Raw genomic sequence first — 20,953 nt, 5'->3', positions numbered from 1 at the left:
CGAAACTGCATTGTGCAGCCTAGGCTAAAACCGCAGGGCATCACTTATGACAGACCCATTTCCTGTCCTAAAAAGTGAGGCCACTTCTATTGAACGGTCTAGAATATAACCATTTTTGTTTAAATGTATCATCGCTTCAAGATAACCATGACACATTGCAACAGCAAACTTTGATGAACCGGCCTCCCTCGCAAAACGGATAAGCTGTGTCAAACCACATATATTTTTTTTGTCCACACTTGTTGGAAATAAACAAGTTTGTGAAATAAGAGAAAAATCATGAAATAGAATCTCAATATCGATGGGACAAAAAATGAGTTTTCCATTAACATCTCTTCCCAAAGCGACATTTTCTTTGTGTAAATCTGAAAGACCAAACCAGCCGAGTAAGGCAACTGTAGCACCGATCGCTTCAAACTCCGCTAGAGTGTACTTATTGGCTTTTTGATATTCAAGACGTTCAACATAACCATATTGTGGAATTTCATTTACAATAGAAAAAAGTAAATTTGGTAATAAAAAATTATTTTCTGAATACTCAGAATAAAAACAAAACTCCTTCAATGCATGACGAAAAGGACTGTCGACTCCTAGAAATAACCATTCCCAAAATATACACCGTGGTTTATAAATCCGCCCATCAGAAGACAAAAGCACCCTTTTGCCTCCATTATGGGAATCCCCTAATAGATGAAAAATTTCCAAAGAAGCCAAATTTTTTATCATTTTATTACTTACCTTGTTATTATCGTGTATCCTGCAAGATCTCTAAAGATTATGAGATTTTTCATATCAATAATTTCAAAACCATCGTCATCAACTTTTATAATCTTTTTTACATCCAAAACTTCATCGTTTTTGATTTCTTCCTTCACTTTTTCCTCCTTAGGTTAAATTAACATATTGAGATGCTTTAATTTATATATTAATTTTTTCGATTCCTTTCCCAGCACGACCCATTTTCCATTGAATCGTAATAGAGCCATTCCCTTGAAGAAGCCATGTTATTTTAGTAGCATTACTTTTTTGAGGAAGCATTGCATAGGTTGGATGACGCTTAAATATAGAAGAAAGCATTCCCCAACCGTCGAGTGAAGGAACTGATTGTTCCAGCATCCCTTCAACAATTTTTATATTATCTGAAACACTCATTTTCACAGAACTCTTTGGGGGATAACGAAGCGTTTCTGCGTGTTGAAGAAGATTTGTTGCCAGATAACCGTAGTTTTCAAAAATACATTCAAGCTTCATGATGTTTTCACTAAATTTGATCAACTTTGTTTTGATATACACATCTGGAAGCGTTTTTCGAATGCGATCACAAATTTGAAATCCTTTTTGACATTCTGCAGCCAGGAAATTAACTGGAGGATTGCGAATAGTACGTAAATAATCGATCCCACCAATTTCAACGTTTCCTAATTGAGGATGATCAAAAGGTTTCCATGCAGTCATCGTATTTGGAAGTGAACTGAATTTTCGCATCATCTGAAGAATGTTTTCAAAGTTCGGCACTATAAATTCACGCGCTGGATTAGTCTGATGAATTCCGCAAAAACCATATGGATCCCACAGCTCAGTTGAATATGCGGGGATACCAAAAAGACATGTAATTGTTTCATCCCATGCTCCTGTGATCAAATTCTTTGGATCATAAACAAAATCAGGATAAAATCGAAAAACGCGATACCCCGTTCCCACAACAGCTTCTTTTGCAAGAGCTTCCATCATTAATATATCCGAATCGGGAAGTGGAGTTTCGGGTCGATGTGGAGCTGTCAAAATACAACCGGTATAAGTGTGATTTGTAACGGCTGCAGCAATGTAAGCTCGACTCACAAATGTATCAAAAACAAGTCTGCTTTCAAATTCACTTAAAGGATAATCACCACCATCCAAACCAATCATGTTGTAGGGTTTCCAAAAAACAGGAAAATTACGATTGAGATCACATCCATATTTAAGAGAAGCAGAAGTCCAACTGATTCCATCCCACTGCAGAAATTTTCCCTCTTGACAGAAAAAATAAGCTTTTTCTGTGGGATCATCAAGTCGACGTGGTCGCATGAGAGAAGGATTTTCTTCGTCAATAACAAAAGAGCCTGACGGATGCTTCCATCGCATCCATCTTACAACGTTATCATCATCCACATCGCAAGGTTCAAAACCGCGACGTACTTCCTCTTCTTTAGGCGGTCTCAAAGTGGATCGCATAAATGGTTCGCCTTGCTGCAGTGCCTGAAATCCATCAGGACTGATACATGGAAGAGCAAAAACGGTGTGACGATGGAACCACTCGCATAAACTTTTATCATTGTGACTTAATCCTTCGATCCATTTTGAAACCGAATAGAGAACCGTCATTACACCTGTCCATTCAGAAGCATGCGTTCCTCCATCTGTCCAAAAAGCTGGACGACTAAGATAATCCCCCTTCATATTTCCAATGGTGATCAATAAAATTGGTCGTCCATGACGACTCATGCCAATCTCTTCGAGCTTTACCCAATCGGGATAAGCTTTTGCGAGCGACTGACACCATTCAATGGTAGCCGGATAGTCAAGATAGCTTTCACCGCGATAGGGAATCCATTTCATATTCATTCTCTCTTTTATCTTCCTTTAAGAAATCTCTTCTTTAACAAACACCCGTACTTGTCTATTCTGCAATAAAAAAAGAACTCTTTTATAGAGTGCTGCAACAAGCACAATTGCAGGAATAATGGCTAAAAGCACCCATATATTCTGAATCTTCCATCCCATATTTGGTGCTAGTTGCAGATATTGAGTTCCAATCCAAACAGCAAAGGATCTTGCAATAGCCCCCGAGGTAATCTTGAGTCCAAAAATATAGGAATGATATTCAGTTGGAACATGCTTACTCACCAAATAATCTGACGCAGGACCCATAAAGATGACAGTAAATCCAAGAAGAGCTGAAACAAACCAGGCACTCAAATGACCCCACCACTGCGTGTAGATAAATGCTGCAAAGATCACCATCAAAAGCGCAATGATGATCGTGCCATCTTCCCAGCGTACTGCAATTCGAGTAAAAAGCTTGCTTGCACTTCTTTGAAAAAGAATCGTCATAATGCTCGTCATTGAAAATATCCAACCGAGTGTTTCTGGCACTCCAATACTTTTTTCAAAATAAAGTGGCGTTAGATCAAAAAAGGCAAAGTAGACTACAAAGGCCGAAGATGAATAAAGAATATACTTCATGCCAACTCGCAAAATACGTCGTCCTTCCGGTTTTCGAAAAAGTGCCAATAAATCTAAAAAACTAATGCTATGGCCCGAGACATGAAGATCTGTTGTAAGATACCTTACGACAGCGGCTGAAATGAAGAAACAAAATGAACCGAGAAGAAGAGGAATTTGAAACATTTCACGATATGGAAGAAGAAATGCAACCACGAGTCCAATAATAGCACCGGCACACACACCAATATTCCCATCAGAATACCCCTTAAGTCGTAAATCATGATCAGCAATACCTCCAATAGCAGAACGAAACCCAACAGTAGAAACAGAAAACCCTAATCCGCAAAGCACAAAAAGTGCACTGACGAGAAACAAATTTGAAATAAAACATAAAAGGAGAAAAGAAATGGCGACCACAAAAAAACCGACTACTTGTGAAAGTTTTGGTCCTAATCGATCTGTTATCGGTGCACAGAAAACCGCTAACCCTCTGTCAGCAAAAGTATAAAGCATGAGAATAATTCCAATTTGTGCAGGCGAAAATTCAAAGGGAGGATAAAGAAAAATAATAGCCAACGTAGGTTGAATAAAGTGAAACCCAATTGACATGGTCAGGCGTGAAAAACTGAGCCAACGAATATGGGAAATAAGAAGCGCTCTTTCAGTCATGACGTGAGTCCTCTAGAGTCACAATAGACATAGCAAAGTGCGTACCACTTTTCGGATTCCTGTACTTCATTGATTTATCTACGTTTGATAATTTTTGTTGCTTTGAAAAGTGTTCGGTTTTTCGGATTTCCGGATCGGAATTTGGAACACTCAACGTTTTTTCACACTTCCGTCTTCTGTGGTGTACATCGTTTTTTTCTTAAAATCATGAAACGCTTCGATATAGCGAATCGTTCCTGTTTCGGAACGCATCACCACGGAATGGGTCGTTGCACCACCCCCATAAAATTTGACACCCTTTAAAAAATCGCCCTGAGTCACGCCAGTTGCGGCAAACATCACGGGCCCATTGGCAAGATCGTGAAGCTGATACACTTTTTGTAAATCCGTTATTCCCATTTTGCGCGCGCGTTCTTTTTCGTGCTCATTTCTCCACATGAGCACTCCTTGCATGTCCCCACCCATTGAGCGAAGCGCAGCTGCCGCAAGTACTCCCTCGGGCGCCCCGCCAGTCCCCATAAGCACATCAACGCCCGAACCGGGACGACATGCCGCAATGGCTGCGGAAACATCACCGTCATCAATCAATCGAATACGCGCTCCTGCTTCGCGCACTTCGCGGATAAGCTCTTCGTGACGCTGGCGATTCAAAATAATCGCCGTTAAATCTGAAACTTCGCATGCTTGAGCACGTGCAATATTCTTTAAGTTTTCGCTTGGGGTTTTTGTAATATCAATTGCACCAGCAGCTTTTTGGCCCACTGCAATTTTTTTCATGTACGTATCAGGAGCGTGAAGAAATCCCCCTTTTTTTGCGATCGCAATCACCGCTAACGCATTCTCTTTCCCGCGCGCGCAAATCGTTGTTCCTTCCAGAGGATCGAGCGCAATATCAACCTCAGGACCAGTGCCATCGCCAACGCGCTCTCCAATATAGAGCATCGGAGCTTCATCGCGTTCACCTTCACCAATGACAACGGTACCGCGAATAGAGATCGCGTCGAATGCTTGTCGCATCGCTTCAACCGCTGCGTGATCAGCCAGCTTTTCATTGCCGCGACCCATTAAACGCGCGGCCGCTAATGCCGCAAGCTCAGTGACTCTGACAACTTCGAGGGCTAAGTTACGATCCATTGCTCTCTCCTTTGATCATAAAACTTGGGGTACATATATTTTCGGTTTCATCGGCTCATTTTCAAAAACTTGCTCAGCCATATAGGAACTTCTCACAAAAGGGCCGCAAAAGGAATACCGAAATCCCAACTCGCGACAGATATCGTCATATTCCTCAAAACGTTGCGGCTCAATAAATTCAACGACGGGATAATGTTTTGGAGTTGGTTGGAGATATTGCCCCATCGTGACACATTCGACATTCGCTTCGCGAAGATCTTTAAGCGTCTGAATCACTTCGTCTTTGGTTTCGCCAAGACCGAGCATAATGCCAGATTTCGTCACACCATCTGGTTTTACGATTTTTAAAAAATGAAATGCATATCGAAGAACATCGAGCGAACGACGGTATTGTGCGCGACTACGCACCTTTGGCGTTAATCGTTCCACGGTTTCAATATTGTGACTGTAAACATCGGGCACAGCATCGCATACGGTTTGAATACAATCTGAATTTGCATCAAAATCAGGAGTCAAAAATTCAATTTTTGTTTCTGGATTGAGTCTTTTTGTTTCACGAATACATTCAGCAATATGCGCTGCGCCGCCATCATCAAGATCATCGCGATCCACAGACGTAAGCACCACCATTTTGAGTCCCAACAGATGAATTTGCTTCGCAGTATTCAGTGGCTCTTCAGGATCGAGTGGACGTGGGCGTCCTGTTTTCACCGCACAAAATCGACATGCTCGCGTGCAAATATCTCCCATCACCATAATGGTGGCAGTGCCGCGTTCAAAACATTCCCCTAAATTAGGGCATTTCCCCTCTTCGCAAATCGTATGAAGTCGATGATCGCGAAGGCTCTGCTTTACCGCATGGACGCGGGTATAGTTGACAACTGGTTTTTTCAGCCATTTCGGCAATCTTGGTCGCTGTGATAAATCTTGCCCGCAAGACATACAATCTCCTAGAGCCATTTCAAAAGAGCCAAAAGGTGTCTGGCAGATTTCTGGCATGGTGTTGATGCAAGAAACTGCCTGACACTTCTTTTGGCGACACGATCGCAGACCAAAAGAAGTGCCAGACGCTTTCTGAAACCAAAATCGTTCCAGAAATTCGTCAGGCACCTTTTGGTCTGCTAGCATCATTAACTTACCTGCGCAAGTTCAAGCTTTCCGGCCCAGCGAGACAAGAGCGTTTCCCGCAATTTTCGATGTTTTTCCAAAGATAATTCAGGATCTTCTTGCATCAAGGTAAAAGCGGCTGCTCGAGCTTCCGATAAAAGAGCTACATCTCGTGCAAGATTCGCAACGCGAAAAGGAGGAATACCAGATTGTTTGGTACCTATAAATTCTCCGGGTCCACGTATGGCCAAATCTTCTTCCGCAATTTTAAATCCATCTGTTGTTTCCGTCATCACGTGCAAACGACGTTTTGCTTCTTCTGACTGTCGATAGTCTGCCATCAAAATACAATAGGATTGATGTTCACTTCTCCCCACACGACCTCGAAGTTGATGCAGTTGCGACAAACCAAAGCGTTCAGCATGTTCAATCACCATGACACTTGCATTCGGCACATCAACACCGACTTCCACCACCGAGGTGGAAACGAGAATATGAATTTTCCCCGCACGAAACTGATGCATAATTTCTTCTTTCATCTCTGCTTTCATGCGACCATGCAAAAGAGCTGTTGCATACTGAGGAGCAAAGCGCGCACGAATCTCTTCAGACATATCAGTCGCATTTTTAAGATCGATTTTTTCACTCTCTTCGATGAGCGGATAAATGACATAGACTTGTCGGCCTAAACGAAGTTCATGCAACATCCCTTCATAAAGTTTTTCGCGCTTGGGTTCCGAATAGAGTTTCGTCAGAATCGATTTTCGTCCGTGAGGAAGTTCATCAATCACCGAAACATCAAGATCTCCATAGAGCGTCATGGCAAGAGTGCGAGGAATAGGTGTCGCGGTCATCACGAGCATATCGCACATGCTCGCTTTGTGGCGAATAGCTTGTCGTTGCAAAACACCGAAACGATGTTGCTCATCAATAATCACAAAGCCTAATTTCTGAAAATGAATATCCTCCTGAATTAAGGCATGCGTTCCCACCACAAACGGAATCTCCCCATTCTGTAAACCCGCAAGAGTCACATCCCGCTCTTTTCCTTTCAGCGAACTCGTCAATAAACGATGTGGAAGCTGCAGTGGCGTGAGATAACGTGAGATGGTCTGATAATGTTGCTCCGCCAAGAGTTCTGTCGGAGCCATGATCGCCACTTGATAGCCAGTGTGAATAGCTTGAAGCGCTGCTGCGAGAGCAACAACGGTTTTGCCACTCCCCACATCCCCTTGCAAAAGTCGATTCATCGGACGCGGTGCATGCATGTCATTGAAAATTTCTGTGATCACTTTTTGTTGAGCCGGTGTCAGCATAAAAGGAAGTGAGCTTAAAAAATCTGCATGTCGTTTCTGATCAATGGCAAAACGAATTCCAGAGGCGACGCTGTTTTTTTGCCGACGACGTGCAAGGCCGAGTTCCAAAAAGAAAAACTCATCGAAGATAAGCGTTCGATGCGCAGGTGACTTGCCTTCTAAGAGCTTTTCGAGTTTTTCCGTTATTTGGGGGAAATGAAGTTGTTCCAGACACTCTTTCGTTGGGACAAGTTGATGCTGTTCAAGGAAATAGGGAGGAAAAACAGATTCAACTTCATGATGATATTTTCCCCACGCTGTCTGAAGAATTTTGCGTATCGTTTTCTGCGAAAGGCCTTCTGTCAAAGGATAAAGAGGAAGAATTTTTGCTGAGGCTAACGCATCTTCTTCTGTCGAAAGAATTTCAATTTCGGGATGAATGAACTGAAAATCTTTTCCATAACGCACCACCTCACCAGAGACGAGGAGCTTCGCTCCTTCTGGGTAGCGTTCTTCCATATAGCGCTGCTTAAAGTAAAACCAGATCAGAGAAACGCGACCTTTTGATTCATCTTCAAGAATAACATTATAAATTCTTTTCCGTCGTCGTCCTAAAAATGAAATGCCTCGACGGACAATCGTGCCCGTAACGGTTTTTTCTTTTCCTTCTGATAATTGCGCTAAAGGAAGAATATGGCGTCGATCAACATAGCGATGAGGAATGAGATAAAAAAGATCGGCGACGGTCATCACGCCAAGACGTTTCAATTTTTCGGCAAGAGCTGGGCCTACACCTTTGATATATTGAACAGGAGTTGAAAGTGGATGTCGTTCATTAGAAAGCATCGACAACAGTAAATTCCGTACGACGATTGCGTGCGCGGCCACGCGATGAGGTATTATCGGCGATCGGCTTGGACTCACCATATCCAACAGGATAAAGTCGATCGGAGGCAATGCCCTTCGTCACCAAATATTCAGCCACAGACTTGGCACGTTTGTCTGAAAGTCGTTGGTTATAAGCATCACCACCGACATTATCCGTATGCCCTTCTACTTTGATATGTTGAATCTGCGGATTCGCAGCAAGTAATGTCGCCACATCATCAAGAATTGGATACGACGCAGGTCGAACGCTTGAGCTATTAAATTCGAAGTGAATTTTTTGCGTAATCACAATTTTTTCTTCAACAACTGCTTCCACTTCAACAGGCTCCGGAAGCTTTGCCACCGCTGGTTTGCGATAATTGATACCGGTCACAATACGAAAATCGGGAGAACCAATGCCCGCTGTCATCGCACGACCGGCAGCAATGGTAAACCCAAGTCCGCGCGCGTGTTTTTGCGGCTGAAAACGAGTACCGATTAAAAATTCCGCAGGATTTTGGAGATGCACCAGAGTTCCATTTTTTAGTTCATCAAGACTTTCTGCCACTGATTCAATCCACGCTTCTCCAATTAAACTCCACGAGCGAGTCATCCGAACATTCATCGCACCGCTTAAACCGATCGTATCATTAATAATAGCGCTCACGTTATTCGTGTCATAACGAAAGCGTTTGTACACGCGATAGTAAGAGTTCAAACCGAGAGAAACGACATTTTGAATATCAGCATCAAACACGAGCATACCACCACCCGACCACATTCCGTTTCCGAGAAAATATTCTTCTCTGCCGACGGGAAAATAGAGAAAAGGAACAATCGCAAGACCAACACGATAGCGTTCGATATCAAGAAGTCTCAGTTTAAAATCGATGCGCGGATCAGCAAGTTTTCCGAAGAGACTCTGCTTTCTGACGGCTGTTGCGGTGAGATTTGGATTATAAAAAGTTTCCCAAACGGCCATGGGAACATTAAAACCGAGCTGCAACCAATCCGTAACTCCAATTGCTCCACCTAAGTTTGCGATGACGAGATCATCGATAATTCCGCGACGACGCTGACCTGTTTGATCTGCGAATTCAATCGGTTCAAAGGCGTAATCAAAATAAAGTCCAAGATTAAAACGAAGTTGCTGAAGCGTGCTTGATTCATAGACGGTGATAAAGCGACCGCCGTCATTTGCCGGGAGAAAGGTGACGACATCGGCATTAAATGCCGCTTCCACTGGCAAAGGCAAAAAACTCGCGAGCGCAAGAAGAATGAGAAAGATATTTCGAAGGAAGATGCGGGCCATGAAAGCCTCCAAGTGGTTGAACAATCTACTTTTTTTGGATTTACGGGATGGGTCATCAAATGTCAAACAGGATCTTTGGTCACACCTTCACGCAGTTTATAAACATAGACTAAAATTTCGGCGACCGCTTGATAGAGATCTTCGGGGATCTCCTCTCCGATATCGATTTCAAGCAGCGCCCATGCAAGTGGCACATTTTGAACAATGGGAACGTGCGCCTCTTCCGCAAACTCGCGTATGGTTTGTGCAAAAAGGCGTTGGCCTTTTGCCACAATTGTTGGCGCGACCATCTCCTTATCATTATATTTCACCGCAACCGCGACTTCGGTCGGGTTCGTGATGACAGCATCGGCAGTACTCACAGCTTGTTTCGCATCTGTTGTAGCAAGCTGTTGATGAAGTTGACGGCGTTGAGATTTAATCAGCGGATCTCCTTCATCCTGCTTGTATTCTCGTTTCACTTCTTCTTTGGTCATGCGTAAATTTTTCTTATACTGCCAACGTTGAACCATGAAATCGATAATCGCAATGAAGATAAAGACAATAAAAACTTTGATCAGAAAATCGGTCACGATTTCTGCGGCGAGCTTCATCGACTGTTCTGGCGTTGCTTGAGTGGTTAACACCACATCGCGAAGACGATCATAGATGACGAGATACGCGAGTAAAAAAATAAGGCTGACCTTTGCAATATTTTTGAGAAGTTCGATGAAGGTTGTCATCTTAAACATATTTTTCAGATTTTCGATAATATTGAGCCGTTTCAACTGTGGCTTCATGGGTTCAGGCGAAAAAACAGGGCCAGTCTGAAAAAAACTCACCGCGAGAGCAACCGCGCTGAGGGCGAGCAAAAAAGGATACATGATTTGAATGTAGGCAAAAAAAGTTTGCTGCGCCTGGAGAAAAAGAAGTTCGATGGTTAAATCTTTTCGTGCCGCAACATCGAAACTTCCCTGCATCAGAGCGCGCAGATGTTCACCCATCATCCCCTTCATCGCGACCAGAAGAAGAAAGGCGGCAATCAGCAGCACAATGGTATTCATATCCCGCGAACGCGCCACTTGCCCTTTTTTGCGAGCGTCGCGAAGTCGCTTCGGTGTTGCGTCTTCTGTTTTTTCCTGACTTGACGCTTCGGCCATGGGATCCTCTCGAAAAGATGATCACAACGTACCATTTTTTCACCTGCAAAACCACGCTCTTTTAAGAAATTATCGGCTCATACGGTAGCTTCAGTTGCGTTGAGGAAGAGGGAAATATAATGAAGCCCTGAGGTCGTCAGGGCTTCATAAATCAACCGGCTACTCCCACGGTTTTGGCCTTGGAGAAGGACAAGGACACGGGCAACATGGAGGCGGCTCAGGTCTTGGCCAAGGTCGTGGGCCTGGCCCAACAGGACGCTCACTTCGCGCAATCACACTCAAAGATCCTGGATTAAAACCGGAAAACTTTTTCCATATTGTATCAACTTCAATGCTCGTGGATTCACTTGAACATCCTCCGAACCGCATACATTGTAACTCTTCTGGAATTCTATATTCGTATTTTGAAGTATAAATCGTTGTCATTGTGCCTCCTTTAGTTTTTGGCCTTCATGAATAATGCTTGATACAAGAAACAGAAAAATGGGAACAAGGAACATCTGAAGTTTCAGATGCAAGTGAAATTTTTCCTGCAATCTCAAATCAGGGAAACCAAAAAAGACAATCATGGATGATAAAATGTAAATAACATTTCCAGCGAAATAGAAGCAACTGCTCTTTCTGAGAAGCTGAACATTTTGAAGCGTAAAAATTTGACCTAAAGAAAGAGAGTCGAAGAAACGATAAAGAAAATAAGTCACAAAGAGGAAAAACAACCATGCCAATGAATATGGCAAGATAAGAATCATCTTACTTGTGATTGGAAGTGCCAACGAAAAGTCAAAATGAACAAGCGACGATGTTTCCGTTGCCGTGAGTGCATAAAAAACAAAAAGCGGTAAAGCAATGCTCATGACGGTAAAGGTCACAAAACAAAAAACTCTCATGGCTTTGCTGATATTTCTGATGTTGTTCATATTAGTCATCCTTTTTTGGTGTCACAACCACTTCCACACCCGTTCCTGGTAATCCAACTTTGACTTTCACTTCTTTTACTTCCCATTTTTCCGATGGGCTTGGTGTCGGAAGTGGTACAGAAGGAGGAATTCCATAACTGATCGTTGTATTTTGATCATACGACTGTAACGGGACAATCTCGCCTGGCTCAAATGGCCGTTGTGGTGGAGCATATGGTGGCACTGGCAACTTCCATCGCTCCCATGGAGTTAATTTCGGCAAAAGCTGCTCTGTCGGTGAGCGTTCAATTTCTGAAGGAATACTACGTACAAGAACACTTTGTGCACCTACATTAAACCCTGAAAATTTTTCCCAATTCCTCTGCTGCACTTCAAAACTTATTTCTTTTCTTCTTTGCGGAAATTTTACTGGCTGACATACTTCAAGAGTTCCAGCGCAAATGGATGGCTCTTGAATCCGCACTTCCGGTTTTTTTGCAACAACATATGAAACACTCATTTTTCCTCCTTGATAAAGGTTAATATTTCATTCACTGCTTTTTTATAAAGCAACATGTGTGCCAACATGAAATCCACTTAAAATGTGCGTTTGCGCAGCAATAAAAATATGTGTTCGATTTTGGTGTTTTGATTTTCGGAAAGATGGACGAAAAAAAATACAAAAAATAAGGGCGACCGTTTATCACGCCGAAGCATCGGCAGAGGCGGATCACCCTTATTTCAACTCTATCCAAAAGCTTTCTTATGAAGCGAGACTACTCTCTTTTAATTTTCTCCCCTCTTCAAGAATCCATGAAAAAAGAAGAAATAAAAGAGGGGTTGTAATATTGTTTTCTACAAGTCTATCGAATGTTAATTGAATATTTGTTTGCCAGTTGAAATCCTGAAGAAAATGAACAGTAGCTGCATAAGAAATAACATGCAGCAAATTACCTATCAGATAAAACCAGGCTGCTTTTCGTAATGATTGCACTGCATATTTCGTAAATATTTCTCCTTGCGAAAGAGCTTGGAAAAATCGATACAAAAAATAGACAACAAATGTTCCAAAGATGAGTGTTATCGCCATCGGACTCATGGCCATTATCCTCTTTAGAATCGACATCCCTGGCTGAACAACGACATCAAACAAATGAAGCTCCTCTGGATCCGAAAATCCAGCAACCAAAAATATAACAAAACTCACTGGTATCATAATACACCCGACAAATGCCGATGTTCGCATGACAGAACTCATTGATTTTATTTTCTTCATTGGCGCTCCTTTTTATTTATTCTTCTTTTTCTGCTCGCTGTCTTGCAAGCTCATCCAATCGCTCCTTAATAGCTTGGACGTTTCTTTCCGTATTTTCATTTCGCTCTTTTATTCTGTTAAGTCGCGCTTCGTCTTGGTCCAGTTTACGATTTGTCGCTTTAACATTTTCTTCCTGCAATTTTACAATAAGCACAGCCGCGGCTGCACCAGGGTTAGCAAACACCGAATTCGCTCCCTCCTGCACAACATACTTCTCTTGAAATTCTGCATGATTGTATTGACTACTTTCCTCATTATTTTCTACAAAATTCGTATTCACCTCATTCACATCTAATCCTCTTGATGTTCCTGATACAGCTCCAACTTGTATTGCCATAGCTCCTCCTTTGGTTAATATGAGCACTGCTTTCTTCTTTAGTTAAGCAACACTCATGCCAACACCAAAGTTGAATAAAATGGCTTTTTGGAGCCATTGATGAGCTGTGAAAAAGAACTGTTCGGAAATTGTGTTTGAATTATGGAAAAATGAACACGTTCAATTAGTGAGCTTCATTTGAAACTTGTTGTTCCTCTTCATCTAAAGACGAAGATGTTTCTTCTTCCGAGGAACCAAGCGCATAATAAAGCGAAAGCTCATCCATGATTTTTTGCTGCTCGTTTCGTGGAAAAGTTTTAAGATCAATTTCCTCTAATGGCATTTTAAAACCAGCTTCTAGTTTTTCTCGAAGCTTAGTTGCTATGTTTGGGATTGAAGCTTGAAGCCAGTCAGGAAATGTTCCAGGCGAAAATAAAAGTGACACGGATTGACTTCTTGTTTCAAATGAGAAACGAAATTCGAGCCCTTTCCCTTCTGTCAGGAGAAATTCCGCCCATTGTGCAAGTATTGGTTCAACCTCTTCGACATCGGAAAGTTCCTTGAATGGTCCTATCTGTAATATGCTTGTGATATCACGAGCAATGAAATCATCGATCTCAGCAAAGAGCTTACGCGATTGTTGTTTCATATGGTTCAATTCATCTGAGCTAAATGAGATCTCTTTTCCCTCAGGAGTTAAAGCTTTTAAGAAACTGTCCTTTGAAATAACTTTCTGGAAGTCACGATCAAATCCATCAACAATGGTTTTGTATTGATCTGGGTTCAGAAGCGCCAAAAGAGTTGCAATGCCTCCTGCATATTCTTCTTCCCGATTAAGCCACTCAAGTTCCTTCATCGAAACTTCATCATCGTCAACATCGATAAGTTCAGGAAAAGATCGCTCAAGAGAAAGAAGCCGAATATCATTTGTGAGAGGATAGAGAAGATCAAACCAGGAAAAGAGAAGTGGTCTTATAAGCGATGCCGCATTTGGCGTTGCCTCTTGTATAGGCCTTCTCAGTTTCAGATTCAAATGCGCTTTTGCTGCGAGATATCTTTCAGAGAGACTCCTTGGAATATCTTGAAACAACTTCAGAGTAACTTCCGCGCGACGCGCAAGAAAATGCTTCCCAGCATCAAATCGTTGGCAATCTTCATATTCACCAATTTGTGAATCAGTACAAAAGGCAATTCCTGCATACTCCGGATCTTTCTCGGGATTCAGATATCCCCATTGAAGCGCAAACTGATCATACGGAAGCGGCTTTCGCGCCTGATCTCGAATCATTGAACCAATAAGAACCCTGTCTCCAAAAACAGGATATTCCATGACAGAATTGCTTGGGAGTTCAACACTCTCCGGGAGTTTTCCTTCTTCACTATATTTTTTAAGCAACTCTACAGTTTCTTTATCAGAACCTTCATTGATGGTGCTTGCCGCAAAATTGTGACGAAGCCCAAGAGTATGGCCCACTTCATGCGCAATGACCCAACGAAGATAATCGTTTGTTAACACCATAATGCGCTCAACCGGAATCTTTTGCATGAAGTCGCGATAACGGTAGAGATCTTGAAATGCGTGAGAAACATTCATCGAACACAACCGTGCTTTCAGAAACTCCTCTGGCAATAAAATCTCGTGCTCTTTGTCTTCTTGTATTCCAAGAATATCATTGAACATATCATCTTTTTTTCCGTGTGTGCGTTCGAAACGTGGAAGAACATAATATCGTGTCCATGTGGTAAAAGAATTGGAAACGAAAATTTGTGCATGCAAAATTTCACCTGTTCTTGGATCAACTTGAGCATCTGCATAGGCACCTGTTTCAAGATCTGAATGCCATTGAATAACATTGTGCTCAAAATCAGGCGCCTGAATACCTTCAGGAGCAAGTTCAACCTGCAGAAAATTTTTGCCCAGAACTTTATTCCAATAGAGCACACCTTCTTTTACTGCACTCCGATATTCTTCAGGCACATCTCGTGAAATATAATACACAATCGGTTTTGAAAGATCCCATCGCGTAATGTGTGTGTAGGCCATTCCAAAATCATCCTGAACCAAAGGATTCGCTTCAAAATAGCCAAGAATATCGAAACCGGGAGAGTCAATGGGAACATATTTTGGATTCGGTGAATATTGCGAAAAATAATATTTCATCTCAACGGGAAGAAACAGGTTTTGTTCGCTCACCGTGAGAGTTTGTGTAAGCGAAAGTCCCTTTGTCAACATTTGTGTTTCAGCGAGAAAAGCATCTTCAACACGAAAGGCATATGTCGGTTCAATATAAGAACCGCCAAAATCAGAAGCATACCACTCCCCGCTCAACGCAACATTTTTCATTCCGCGATTAAAATCAAAGACAAGTTTGTCCTCGCGCTTTTCATGAATGGGGAATTGAGAAATGAGAATTTCAGTATTCAATTCATTTCCCGGCTGATAATCATCACTTGATTCAAGCATAAGAAGAGAATCTCCCTCTTCCTGAAAATGAACAATGTGACTTTTCATTCCACTGCTGGTTGGATTGGAAAGAGATTCACCATAGCTACGCTGAAATGTGAGTGATTTTTGAAACAGAAATTCTTTTCCAAGCGCTTCTTTTGTGATTGTCAAAAATGTTCCCTCTGAAAGTTCTTCAACTTCGAGAGAAAATCCTGGCTGAATATTTGGGAGTGGTTTTTTTGGTTCTTCATTTTTTTGTTCTGAGTTTGAACAGGCGAAAAGTACAAAGCACAACATGACAGCAAACATTTTTTTCATATCAACACTCCATATCGTTGTTGATTTTTATCGCGCAGGAAGAAAAAAGGTTGCTTTGTTTTTTCCACTAAAAAACCTTTATTTTTCAAATAAATACAATCCGTAGGGAGGGTAACAGAATAAACCAAGAACGCGGTGACACTATGAGGGATAAATAAGACGCTTAGAGCGACCGTCTTCTATAATTTCGATCGGAGCGACGGGTGATTCCGTCAAAAAAGATATCTTTTTTTAAGATTGCATTGACCGGATAAAATCATTAAACTTTAATAAAATGGAAGAAAAACAAACACTTACTGAGCAATGGCTGGAGCGTTCTGCATATGATCTGAGCGCTGCGGCATCTTTGCTCAAAAGTGGACACTTTCTCTATGTCGCTTTCCTCTGCCAACAAGCTTCTGAAAAAATGCTGAAAGGAATGTGGTGTGCTTTACGCAAGGATAGCCCACCATATAGTCACAATCTTTCAACTTTAGCTCTTTCCTTAGATCTTTCGCTTTCTGAAATACAATTTTCTCTCCTTGATCGACTCAATAGTTACTACATCGTAGGTCGATATCCTTCTTTTAAACAAAAGCTGGCCTCAGAAATTGACAAAAAAGCAGCTTCATTTTTACTTCAACAAACGGAGGAATTTCTCCAATGGTGCAGGAAATATATCAAAATGTAGAAGAGGTTCTGGAAAGCTTTATTCAGGAATTAAAAAAGCACATCCGCGTTGAACGAGTTATTCTCTTTGGTTCTTATTCTCGAAACACTCCACGATCATGGAGTGATATTGATATCGTTGTCATTTCACCAGATTTTCATGGTGGCACAGAAGAAGATCATCTTCTGCTCGCAAAAATTGCCCGCAAGATTACACCGCAAATTGAAGCGCTTCCGTATCTTCCGGAAGATCTTGAAAAATCAGATCCTCAGAGTTTCGAAGCTGCGATCCTTCGTGATGGGAAAGTTCTTTATCCAAAAAAAGCTGCTTAAACTTTAGCCGTTTCATTTAAATCACCCACTCGCCATGATTCATGATCAGTTCACGTTTTCCCGACTTCGTCACACCAAAAACATCCATCTTCTCCGAGCCAATCATAAAATCGACATGAACAGAACTTTGGTTGCCTCCGAGACGATGAAATTCCTCGTCAGACATATCGATACCACCTTTCATATTAAATTTGTAAGCAAGACCCAACGCAAGATGGCTTGCAGCATTTTCATCGATAAGGATGTTGTAAAAAATGCGCCTCATCCGCGATATCGGAGAGCTGTGGGAAACAAGCGCCACTTCACCTAAACGCCGAGAACCTTCATCACTCTCGAGAAGACTCTTCAATACTTCTTGGCCTTGCGTGGCTGATGATTCAACGACACACCCTTCCTTGAAAACAAACCGGATCCCTTCAATGACTGTTCCTCCAAAACTCAGCGGCTTGGAAGCAACAACTGTTCCATCAACACAATCTTTATGAGGCATACACCAAATTTCTTCTGATGGGATATTGAGCACATAAGAAGTCCCCTTCCGATCTGTCATCTGGATGTGTCGCCAGAGGTGATCTGTGGGAAGGCCAACTCTCAACTCAGTTCCCGGCGCAGAGTAATAAAGCTCGTCATAGCGTTTTTCATTGAGATAATCGGAACGGCGTTTCATTTGTTCCATGTGGGTTTTCCAAGCGGCAATCGGATCAGCTTGATCTGCACGGCACATTGAAAAAATCGCTTTCCAAAGCTCTTGATCGCGAGTCTCAGTTGGAAAATCGGGGAAGACTTTGTCGGCCCAACCGTTGACAGGTGCAGCGACAACACAAGTTTGCACCTTACTTTTTGCAAATGCATCAAGAACTTCGTGAGTTTGTTTCATCGTCGTAGTCTGTAACGTTGAAACTGCTTTAGGATCTAATCCTCGATACAAATCTGGATCTTCAGCCAAGATGAAGAGAACAGCATCTCCATTGTTGATGTGAGCCATTGAGGCTTCGACTTGCCACTTTGGGAAATCGGTCAAGGTATTGGTTTGCGCATGTTCGATGCGGAGGCGTTGCATTTGTGGATCATTCCAGATGACATCCACTCGTCTTGCGCCTGCACGATACGCATGTTCTGCCACTTTTCTCACAAATGGCGCTGTCTCAATCGGCGTTCCGAGCATCCAAACTGCTGGTGGACCAATGAGCAATCGTTGTCCCGTCTGCAGATTCACGCCAAACTTGACGATCAGTTCAGCATATTTTTCAAGCATGTTTTCAAAGGTATCAGTCATCGTCTCCCCTTACAAAAAATCAGTGACCCAATCGTTTCTCGAGTCATTCCATTTTTTTGATAATCCAGAAAAAAATCTTTTATCTGCTTCCTCTTTTGTACGGAAATCGTATTCCAATCCTGTCGCAACATATAGGCAATCCACGCTTTCCCGTAAGAAGTAAACTTCTTCTTTTCTAAGAAAGCCTGAATATTGAATTCAACTTCCTTTTCTTGATATTTGTGATTGTAACCTTTCTTTTTTGCCCACACTGAAAAACCATTTGAAAAAAGAAAATTGACATCAGATGCATGCGATCCGAACTGCTTCGATAAAGTTACGGTAAATGTATTGCTCGGAATCATGACAATGTAGAGATGTCCCTTTTCGGTGAGGAGTGAAAGAACGTTGCGAAGCGCCCTTTCATTGGCGCCGATATAATACCAGGAATGAAGAGCAAAAATGAGATCGTAACGATGTTGAGTCTTAAATGTTTCAAAGGGACCAAAGTGTTCATCTTGTAAAAGTAATTCAAGTTTTGCTTCGCGTAGTTTTTGAGAAAATATTTTTGTTAATTCAACTGTAGGATCGATATAACCAAAGGGGATCTGTAATTTGTGAGCAAGAAATAATTCTCGCTCTCCAGCTCCAGCGCCAATGGAAAGAAATGATGTTATTTTTTTAAGGAGGCCTAATGATCGAAGCGAATCCACAAAGTCGATAAGATTTTTTTCCAATAACGGCTTTTGCATCAAGATATTCTTAAAACGACTTCCATATATTGTTTCCCAAAGCATTTTATTTGTCGGCATCGAAAATCTCAAAGAAGCTCCTCTATATTTTTTGGTATTTTCTCCTTTGCAATTCCATCAGCGAGATGTGAGGCAGGATCATCACTGATCTCTTTGGCAGACTCTCCAGTCGCAATGATGACTTTAGGAATGCCTTGAGCTTTAAGATATTGAACTGTCTTTTCAAGTGTCCACACGCTTCCTTCGACATTCTTATCGACGAAAGCGATATCGATTTCACTATAGACAACACCATTTGACGTGCATGCTTCCATGTTCGGATAAGAAGTTAATTCGCTAATTTTGAGCATCTCTTTTCTGACTTTCCATGACAGTCGAATGCCTGGATCATCGTCGATGACGAGGACTGATAGGCCTTTTCCGTTTGTGCTCTGCTTGTCATTGCGAGGAGCCTCAGCGACGAAGCAATCTCCTACAGACAGTGCTTTCGGGAGATCGCCACGCCCTTCAGGCTCGCGATGACAAATGGTTATCTTCGGTAAAGGCTTCGGACAAATCTTAATCTCAAGTTCTTCTGCGAGTCGCTTTACTTCTGGTTTCCAATATTCTGCGGTACAGAGATAGAGATATTTCAATCCTTTTGTCTTGAGATATCGAATAACATCAGCTCCATTGTGCACACTGTTATCGTAGTGATAATCAACAACAGCGGTTGTTATCTGTTCATCTCCCAATTTCCTTTCCACATCCTCATAACTCTCACACACGATCGGTGTTACACCTTGTTCTTCCAAGAGCATTTTCCATAACGCTCTCATTGAAGGATCATCATCAACGACTAATATCCTGAAGTCATTCTGAGGCGAATCCGAAGAATCTCGTTCAATCTTTATCTCAAACTTCTCTAATGCACTCTCATCCCGTATTGCTGTCGTTATCAAATCCTTTGAAGGAAGTGGAAGTTTGAAATGAAATGTCGTTCCTTGACCCAATTGGGATTCAGCTGTTATTTCTCCACCAAAGTCATTTGCAACTTCTCGGACAACTTGCATTCCAATGCCATGACCATCAGCCTTTCCTTCTGTGTAACCACCTTTCAAAACCTTGGAAAGGGTCGCAGACCCCATTCCAGGACCAGTATCAGTAAGAGAGATCACTACTCTTCTGTCATCCCCGAATGAAGTTATCGGGGATCTCATGGGATTCCCGCTGACATCTTGCGGGAATGACTTCTTTTCGTTAAAACGTGTTCGCACCGTTATTGTCCCTTCACCTTTCATCGCTTCAACAGCATTCTTGACGATATTCCCAAATGCTCGTTGAAGTTTTGTCGGATCTCCGTGAAGTTGAATGGACTGAGAAAGATATTCTTTCTTGAAAAGAATTTTTCGATACTGTTCCTGCGTTTGATATTCACCAACTAATTCATCCAAGATGTAGTGGAGTGAAAAGAGGACTGCCTCCTTTTCTTCTCCTTCTTCACGTTTTTTTAATAAACCATCAGCCGTTCCCTGCAATCGCTTGGACGCTAACTCAAGAATATTCAGATAGTTGAGATAATTCGGATCTTGCGATTTCACTTTCACTAACCCTGACAACGCCACATCCATCGACGACAATGGACCCCGTATATCATGCGCGACTTGTGTCGCGATTTTGCCGAGTGAAGCATTAATAGCTAGTTTCTTTTCATTGTCCTGAAGCGTTAAAATATGTTGCTGTAACTCTTCAAGTTCAGAAATGGAAAATTTGGTTTTTACGTCATACAAGCTGAGCAAAGGAAAATATAAATCATTATATATAACGAATCGTATTCTCCATAATAAAGCAAATCCCGATATAACCATCAATAGTGCAGTTCCTATAGTGCTCCATAAAAATGGAATCGATGAAAACGTTGAGGGTCAATCCCAATCTTAGTTGGAATTTGAAAAGCGGTTCGTG

General features: G+C 42.0%; 19 protein-coding genes. 2 read left to right on the top strand and 17 right to left on the bottom strand.

Annotated elements, in window-relative coordinates; all coding sequences use genetic code 11:
* Window positions 1–24: 24 nt before the first annotated feature.
* The 14 genes from A3C46_09735 to A3C46_09670 all read right to left on the bottom strand — a co-directional run bounded on the left by A3C46_09735 (window position 25) and on the right by A3C46_09670 (window position 16,021).
* A complete protein-coding gene (locus A3C46_09735) occupies window positions 25–726 on the bottom strand; it encodes a hypothetical protein (GenBank protein OGQ22118.1) in 702 nt (233 codons plus the stop codon).
* A gap of 192 nt (window positions 727–918) precedes the next feature.
* On the bottom strand, window positions 919–2,604 hold the full coding sequence (locus A3C46_09730; protein OGQ22117.1) for a hypothetical protein: 1,686 nt from the start codon (window positions 2,602–2,604) through the stop codon (window positions 919–921).
* Between the two features lie 18 nt (window positions 2,605–2,622).
* Window positions 2,623–3,876, bottom strand: coding sequence for a hypothetical protein (locus tag A3C46_09725; protein ID OGQ22116.1), 1,254 nt, complete (start codon window positions 3,874–3,876; stop codon window positions 2,623–2,625).
* 150 nt (window positions 3,877–4,026) lie between these two features.
* A complete protein-coding gene (locus A3C46_09720; GenBank protein OGQ22115.1) occupies window positions 4,027–5,010 on the bottom strand; it encodes a fructose-bisphosphatase, class II in 984 nt (327 codons plus the stop codon).
* 15 nt (window positions 5,011–5,025) lie between these two features.
* Entirely contained in the window at window positions 5,026–5,952 is a 927-nt protein-coding gene (locus A3C46_09715; GenBank protein ID OGQ22114.1) for a lipoyl synthase, read from the bottom strand.
* Between the two features lie 188 nt (window positions 5,953–6,140).
* The gene (locus A3C46_09710; protein ID OGQ22113.1) at window positions 6,141–8,258 is read right to left on the bottom strand and encodes an ATP-dependent DNA helicase RecG; all 2,118 of its coding nucleotides are present in this window, start codon (window positions 8,256–8,258) and stop codon (window positions 6,141–6,143) included.
* Window positions 8,248–9,591 (bottom strand): hypothetical protein, encoded by a 1,344-nt coding sequence (locus tag A3C46_09705; protein ID OGQ22112.1) that lies wholly within the window; start codon window positions 9,589–9,591, stop codon window positions 8,248–8,250. Before A3C46_09705 ends, A3C46_09710 begins: the two co-directional genes overlap by 11 nt.
* Window positions 9,592–9,653: 62 nt before the next feature.
* A complete protein-coding gene (locus tag A3C46_09700) occupies window positions 9,654–10,730 on the bottom strand; it encodes a hypothetical protein (GenBank protein OGQ22111.1) in 1,077 nt (358 codons plus the stop codon).
* A gap of 159 nt (window positions 10,731–10,889) precedes the next feature.
* The gene (locus A3C46_09695; protein ID OGQ22110.1) at window positions 10,890–11,156 is read right to left on the bottom strand and encodes a hypothetical protein; all 267 of its coding nucleotides are present in this window, start codon (window positions 11,154–11,156) and stop codon (window positions 10,890–10,892) included.
* Window positions 11,153–11,647 carry a hypothetical protein gene (locus A3C46_09690; protein OGQ22109.1) on the bottom strand — a complete coding sequence of 165 codons (495 nt, stop codon included), beginning with the start codon at window positions 11,645–11,647 and terminating at the stop codon, window positions 11,153–11,155. Before A3C46_09690 ends, A3C46_09695 begins: the two co-directional genes overlap by 4 nt.
* 1 nt (window position 11,648) lies before the next feature.
* Window positions 11,649–12,146 carry a hypothetical protein gene (locus tag A3C46_09685; protein OGQ22108.1) on the bottom strand — a complete coding sequence of 166 codons (498 nt, stop codon included), beginning with the start codon at window positions 12,144–12,146 and terminating at the stop codon, window positions 11,649–11,651.
* Between the two features lie 243 nt (window positions 12,147–12,389).
* Window positions 12,390–12,902: a hypothetical protein gene (locus A3C46_09680; GenBank protein ID OGQ22107.1), complete on the bottom strand. Its 513-nt coding sequence runs from the start codon at window positions 12,900–12,902 to the stop codon at window positions 12,390–12,392.
* Between the two features lie 16 nt (window positions 12,903–12,918).
* A complete protein-coding gene (locus A3C46_09675; protein ID OGQ22106.1) occupies window positions 12,919–13,278 on the bottom strand; it encodes a hypothetical protein in 360 nt (119 codons plus the stop codon).
* Between the two features lie 163 nt (window positions 13,279–13,441).
* Window positions 13,442–16,021 (bottom strand): hypothetical protein, encoded by a 2,580-nt coding sequence (locus A3C46_09670; protein ID OGQ22105.1) that lies wholly within the window; start codon window positions 16,019–16,021, stop codon window positions 13,442–13,444.
* A gap of 274 nt (window positions 16,022–16,295) precedes the next feature.
* On the opposite strand from A3C46_09670, the gene A3C46_09665 reads away from it, so the two are divergent.
* Together A3C46_09665 and A3C46_09660 are read left to right on the top strand one after the other, a co-directional pair.
* Entirely contained in the window at window positions 16,296–16,691 is a 396-nt protein-coding gene (locus tag A3C46_09665) for a hypothetical protein (GenBank protein ID OGQ22104.1), read from the top strand.
* Window positions 16,664–17,002: a hypothetical protein gene (locus A3C46_09660; protein ID OGQ22103.1), complete on the top strand. Its 339-nt coding sequence runs from the start codon at window positions 16,664–16,666 to the stop codon at window positions 17,000–17,002. The genes A3C46_09665 and A3C46_09660 overlap by 28 nt, the downstream gene beginning before the upstream one ends.
* Window positions 17,003–17,018: 16 nt before the next feature.
* On the opposite strand, the gene A3C46_09655 is transcribed toward A3C46_09660, so the two are convergent.
* The 3 genes from A3C46_09655 to A3C46_09645 are packed head-to-tail and all read right to left on the bottom strand — an operon-like array spanning window position 17,019 to window position 20,778.
* Entirely contained in the window at window positions 17,019–18,278 is a 1,260-nt protein-coding gene (locus A3C46_09655; GenBank protein OGQ22102.1) for a hypothetical protein, read from the bottom strand.
* Window positions 18,275–19,069, bottom strand: coding sequence for a hypothetical protein (locus tag A3C46_09650; GenBank protein ID OGQ22101.1), 795 nt, complete (start codon window positions 19,067–19,069; stop codon window positions 18,275–18,277). The genes A3C46_09655 and A3C46_09650 overlap by 4 nt, the downstream gene beginning before the upstream one ends.
* A gap of 8 nt (window positions 19,070–19,077) precedes the next feature.
* Complete coding sequence (locus A3C46_09645) at window positions 19,078–20,778, bottom strand: hypothetical protein (GenBank protein OGQ22100.1); 1,701 nt, start codon at window positions 20,776–20,778, stop codon at window positions 19,078–19,080.
* Window positions 20,779–20,953: the final 175 nt, after the last annotated feature.

It is taken from the genome of Deltaproteobacteria bacterium RIFCSPHIGHO2_02_FULL_44_16 (assembly GCA_001798185.1).
Taxonomy (GTDB): domain Bacteria; phylum UBA10199; class UBA10199; order 2-02-FULL-44-16; family 2-02-FULL-44-16; genus 2-02-FULL-44-16.
Note: the sequence above shows the minus strand (reverse complement) of the source record. Positions and strands in the feature narration are given on the sequence as shown.

Excerpts from the sequence above, each read along its gene's own strand:
- A3C46_09735 (OGQ22118.1), bottom strand. The coding sequence starts at position 726 with ATGATAAAAAATTTGGCTTCTTTGGAAATTTTTCATCTATTAGGGGAT.
- A3C46_09730 (OGQ22117.1), bottom strand. The coding sequence starts at position 2,604 with ATGAATATGAAATGGATTCCCTATCGCGGTGAAAGCTATCTTGACTAT.
- A3C46_09725 (OGQ22116.1), bottom strand. The coding sequence starts at position 3,876 with ATGACTGAAAGAGCGCTTCTTATTTCCCATATTCGTTGGCTCAGTTTT.
- A3C46_09720 (OGQ22115.1), bottom strand. The coding sequence starts at position 5,010 with ATGGATCGTAACTTAGCCCTCGAAGTTGTCAGAGTCACTGAGCTTGCG.
- A3C46_09715 (OGQ22114.1), bottom strand. The coding sequence starts at position 5,952 with ATGTCTTGCGGGCAAGATTTATCACAGCGACCAAGATTGCCGAAATGG.
- A3C46_09710 (OGQ22113.1), bottom strand. The coding sequence starts at position 8,258 with ATGCTTTCTAATGAACGACATCCACTTTCAACTCCTGTTCAATATATC.
- A3C46_09705 (OGQ22112.1), bottom strand. The coding sequence starts at position 9,591 with ATGGCCCGCATCTTCCTTCGAAATATCTTTCTCATTCTTCTTGCGCTC.
- A3C46_09700 (OGQ22111.1), bottom strand. The coding sequence starts at position 10,730 with ATGGCCGAAGCGTCAAGTCAGGAAAAAACAGAAGACGCAACACCGAAG.
- A3C46_09695 (OGQ22110.1), bottom strand. The coding sequence starts at position 11,156 with ATGACAACGATTTATACTTCAAAATACGAATATAGAATTCCAGAAGAG.
- A3C46_09690 (OGQ22109.1), bottom strand. The coding sequence starts at position 11,647 with ATGAACAACATCAGAAATATCAGCAAAGCCATGAGAGTTTTTTGTTTT.
- A3C46_09685 (OGQ22108.1), bottom strand. The coding sequence starts at position 12,146 with ATGAGTGTTTCATATGTTGTTGCAAAAAAACCGGAAGTGCGGATTCAA.
- A3C46_09680 (OGQ22107.1), bottom strand. The coding sequence starts at position 12,902 with ATGAAGAAAATAAAATCAATGAGTTCTGTCATGCGAACATCGGCATTT.
- A3C46_09675 (OGQ22106.1), bottom strand. The coding sequence starts at position 13,278 with ATGGCAATACAAGTTGGAGCTGTATCAGGAACATCAAGAGGATTAGAT.
- A3C46_09670 (OGQ22105.1), bottom strand. The coding sequence starts at position 16,021 with ATGAAAAAAATGTTTGCTGTCATGTTGTGCTTTGTACTTTTCGCCTGT.
- A3C46_09665 (OGQ22104.1), top strand. The coding sequence starts at position 16,296 with ATGGAAGAAAAACAAACACTTACTGAGCAATGGCTGGAGCGTTCTGCA.
- A3C46_09660 (OGQ22103.1), top strand. The coding sequence starts at position 16,664 with ATGGTGCAGGAAATATATCAAAATGTAGAAGAGGTTCTGGAAAGCTTT.
- A3C46_09655 (OGQ22102.1), bottom strand. The coding sequence starts at position 18,278 with ATGACTGATACCTTTGAAAACATGCTTGAAAAATATGCTGAACTGATC.
- A3C46_09650 (OGQ22101.1), bottom strand. The coding sequence starts at position 19,069 with ATGCCGACAAATAAAATGCTTTGGGAAACAATATATGGAAGTCGTTTT.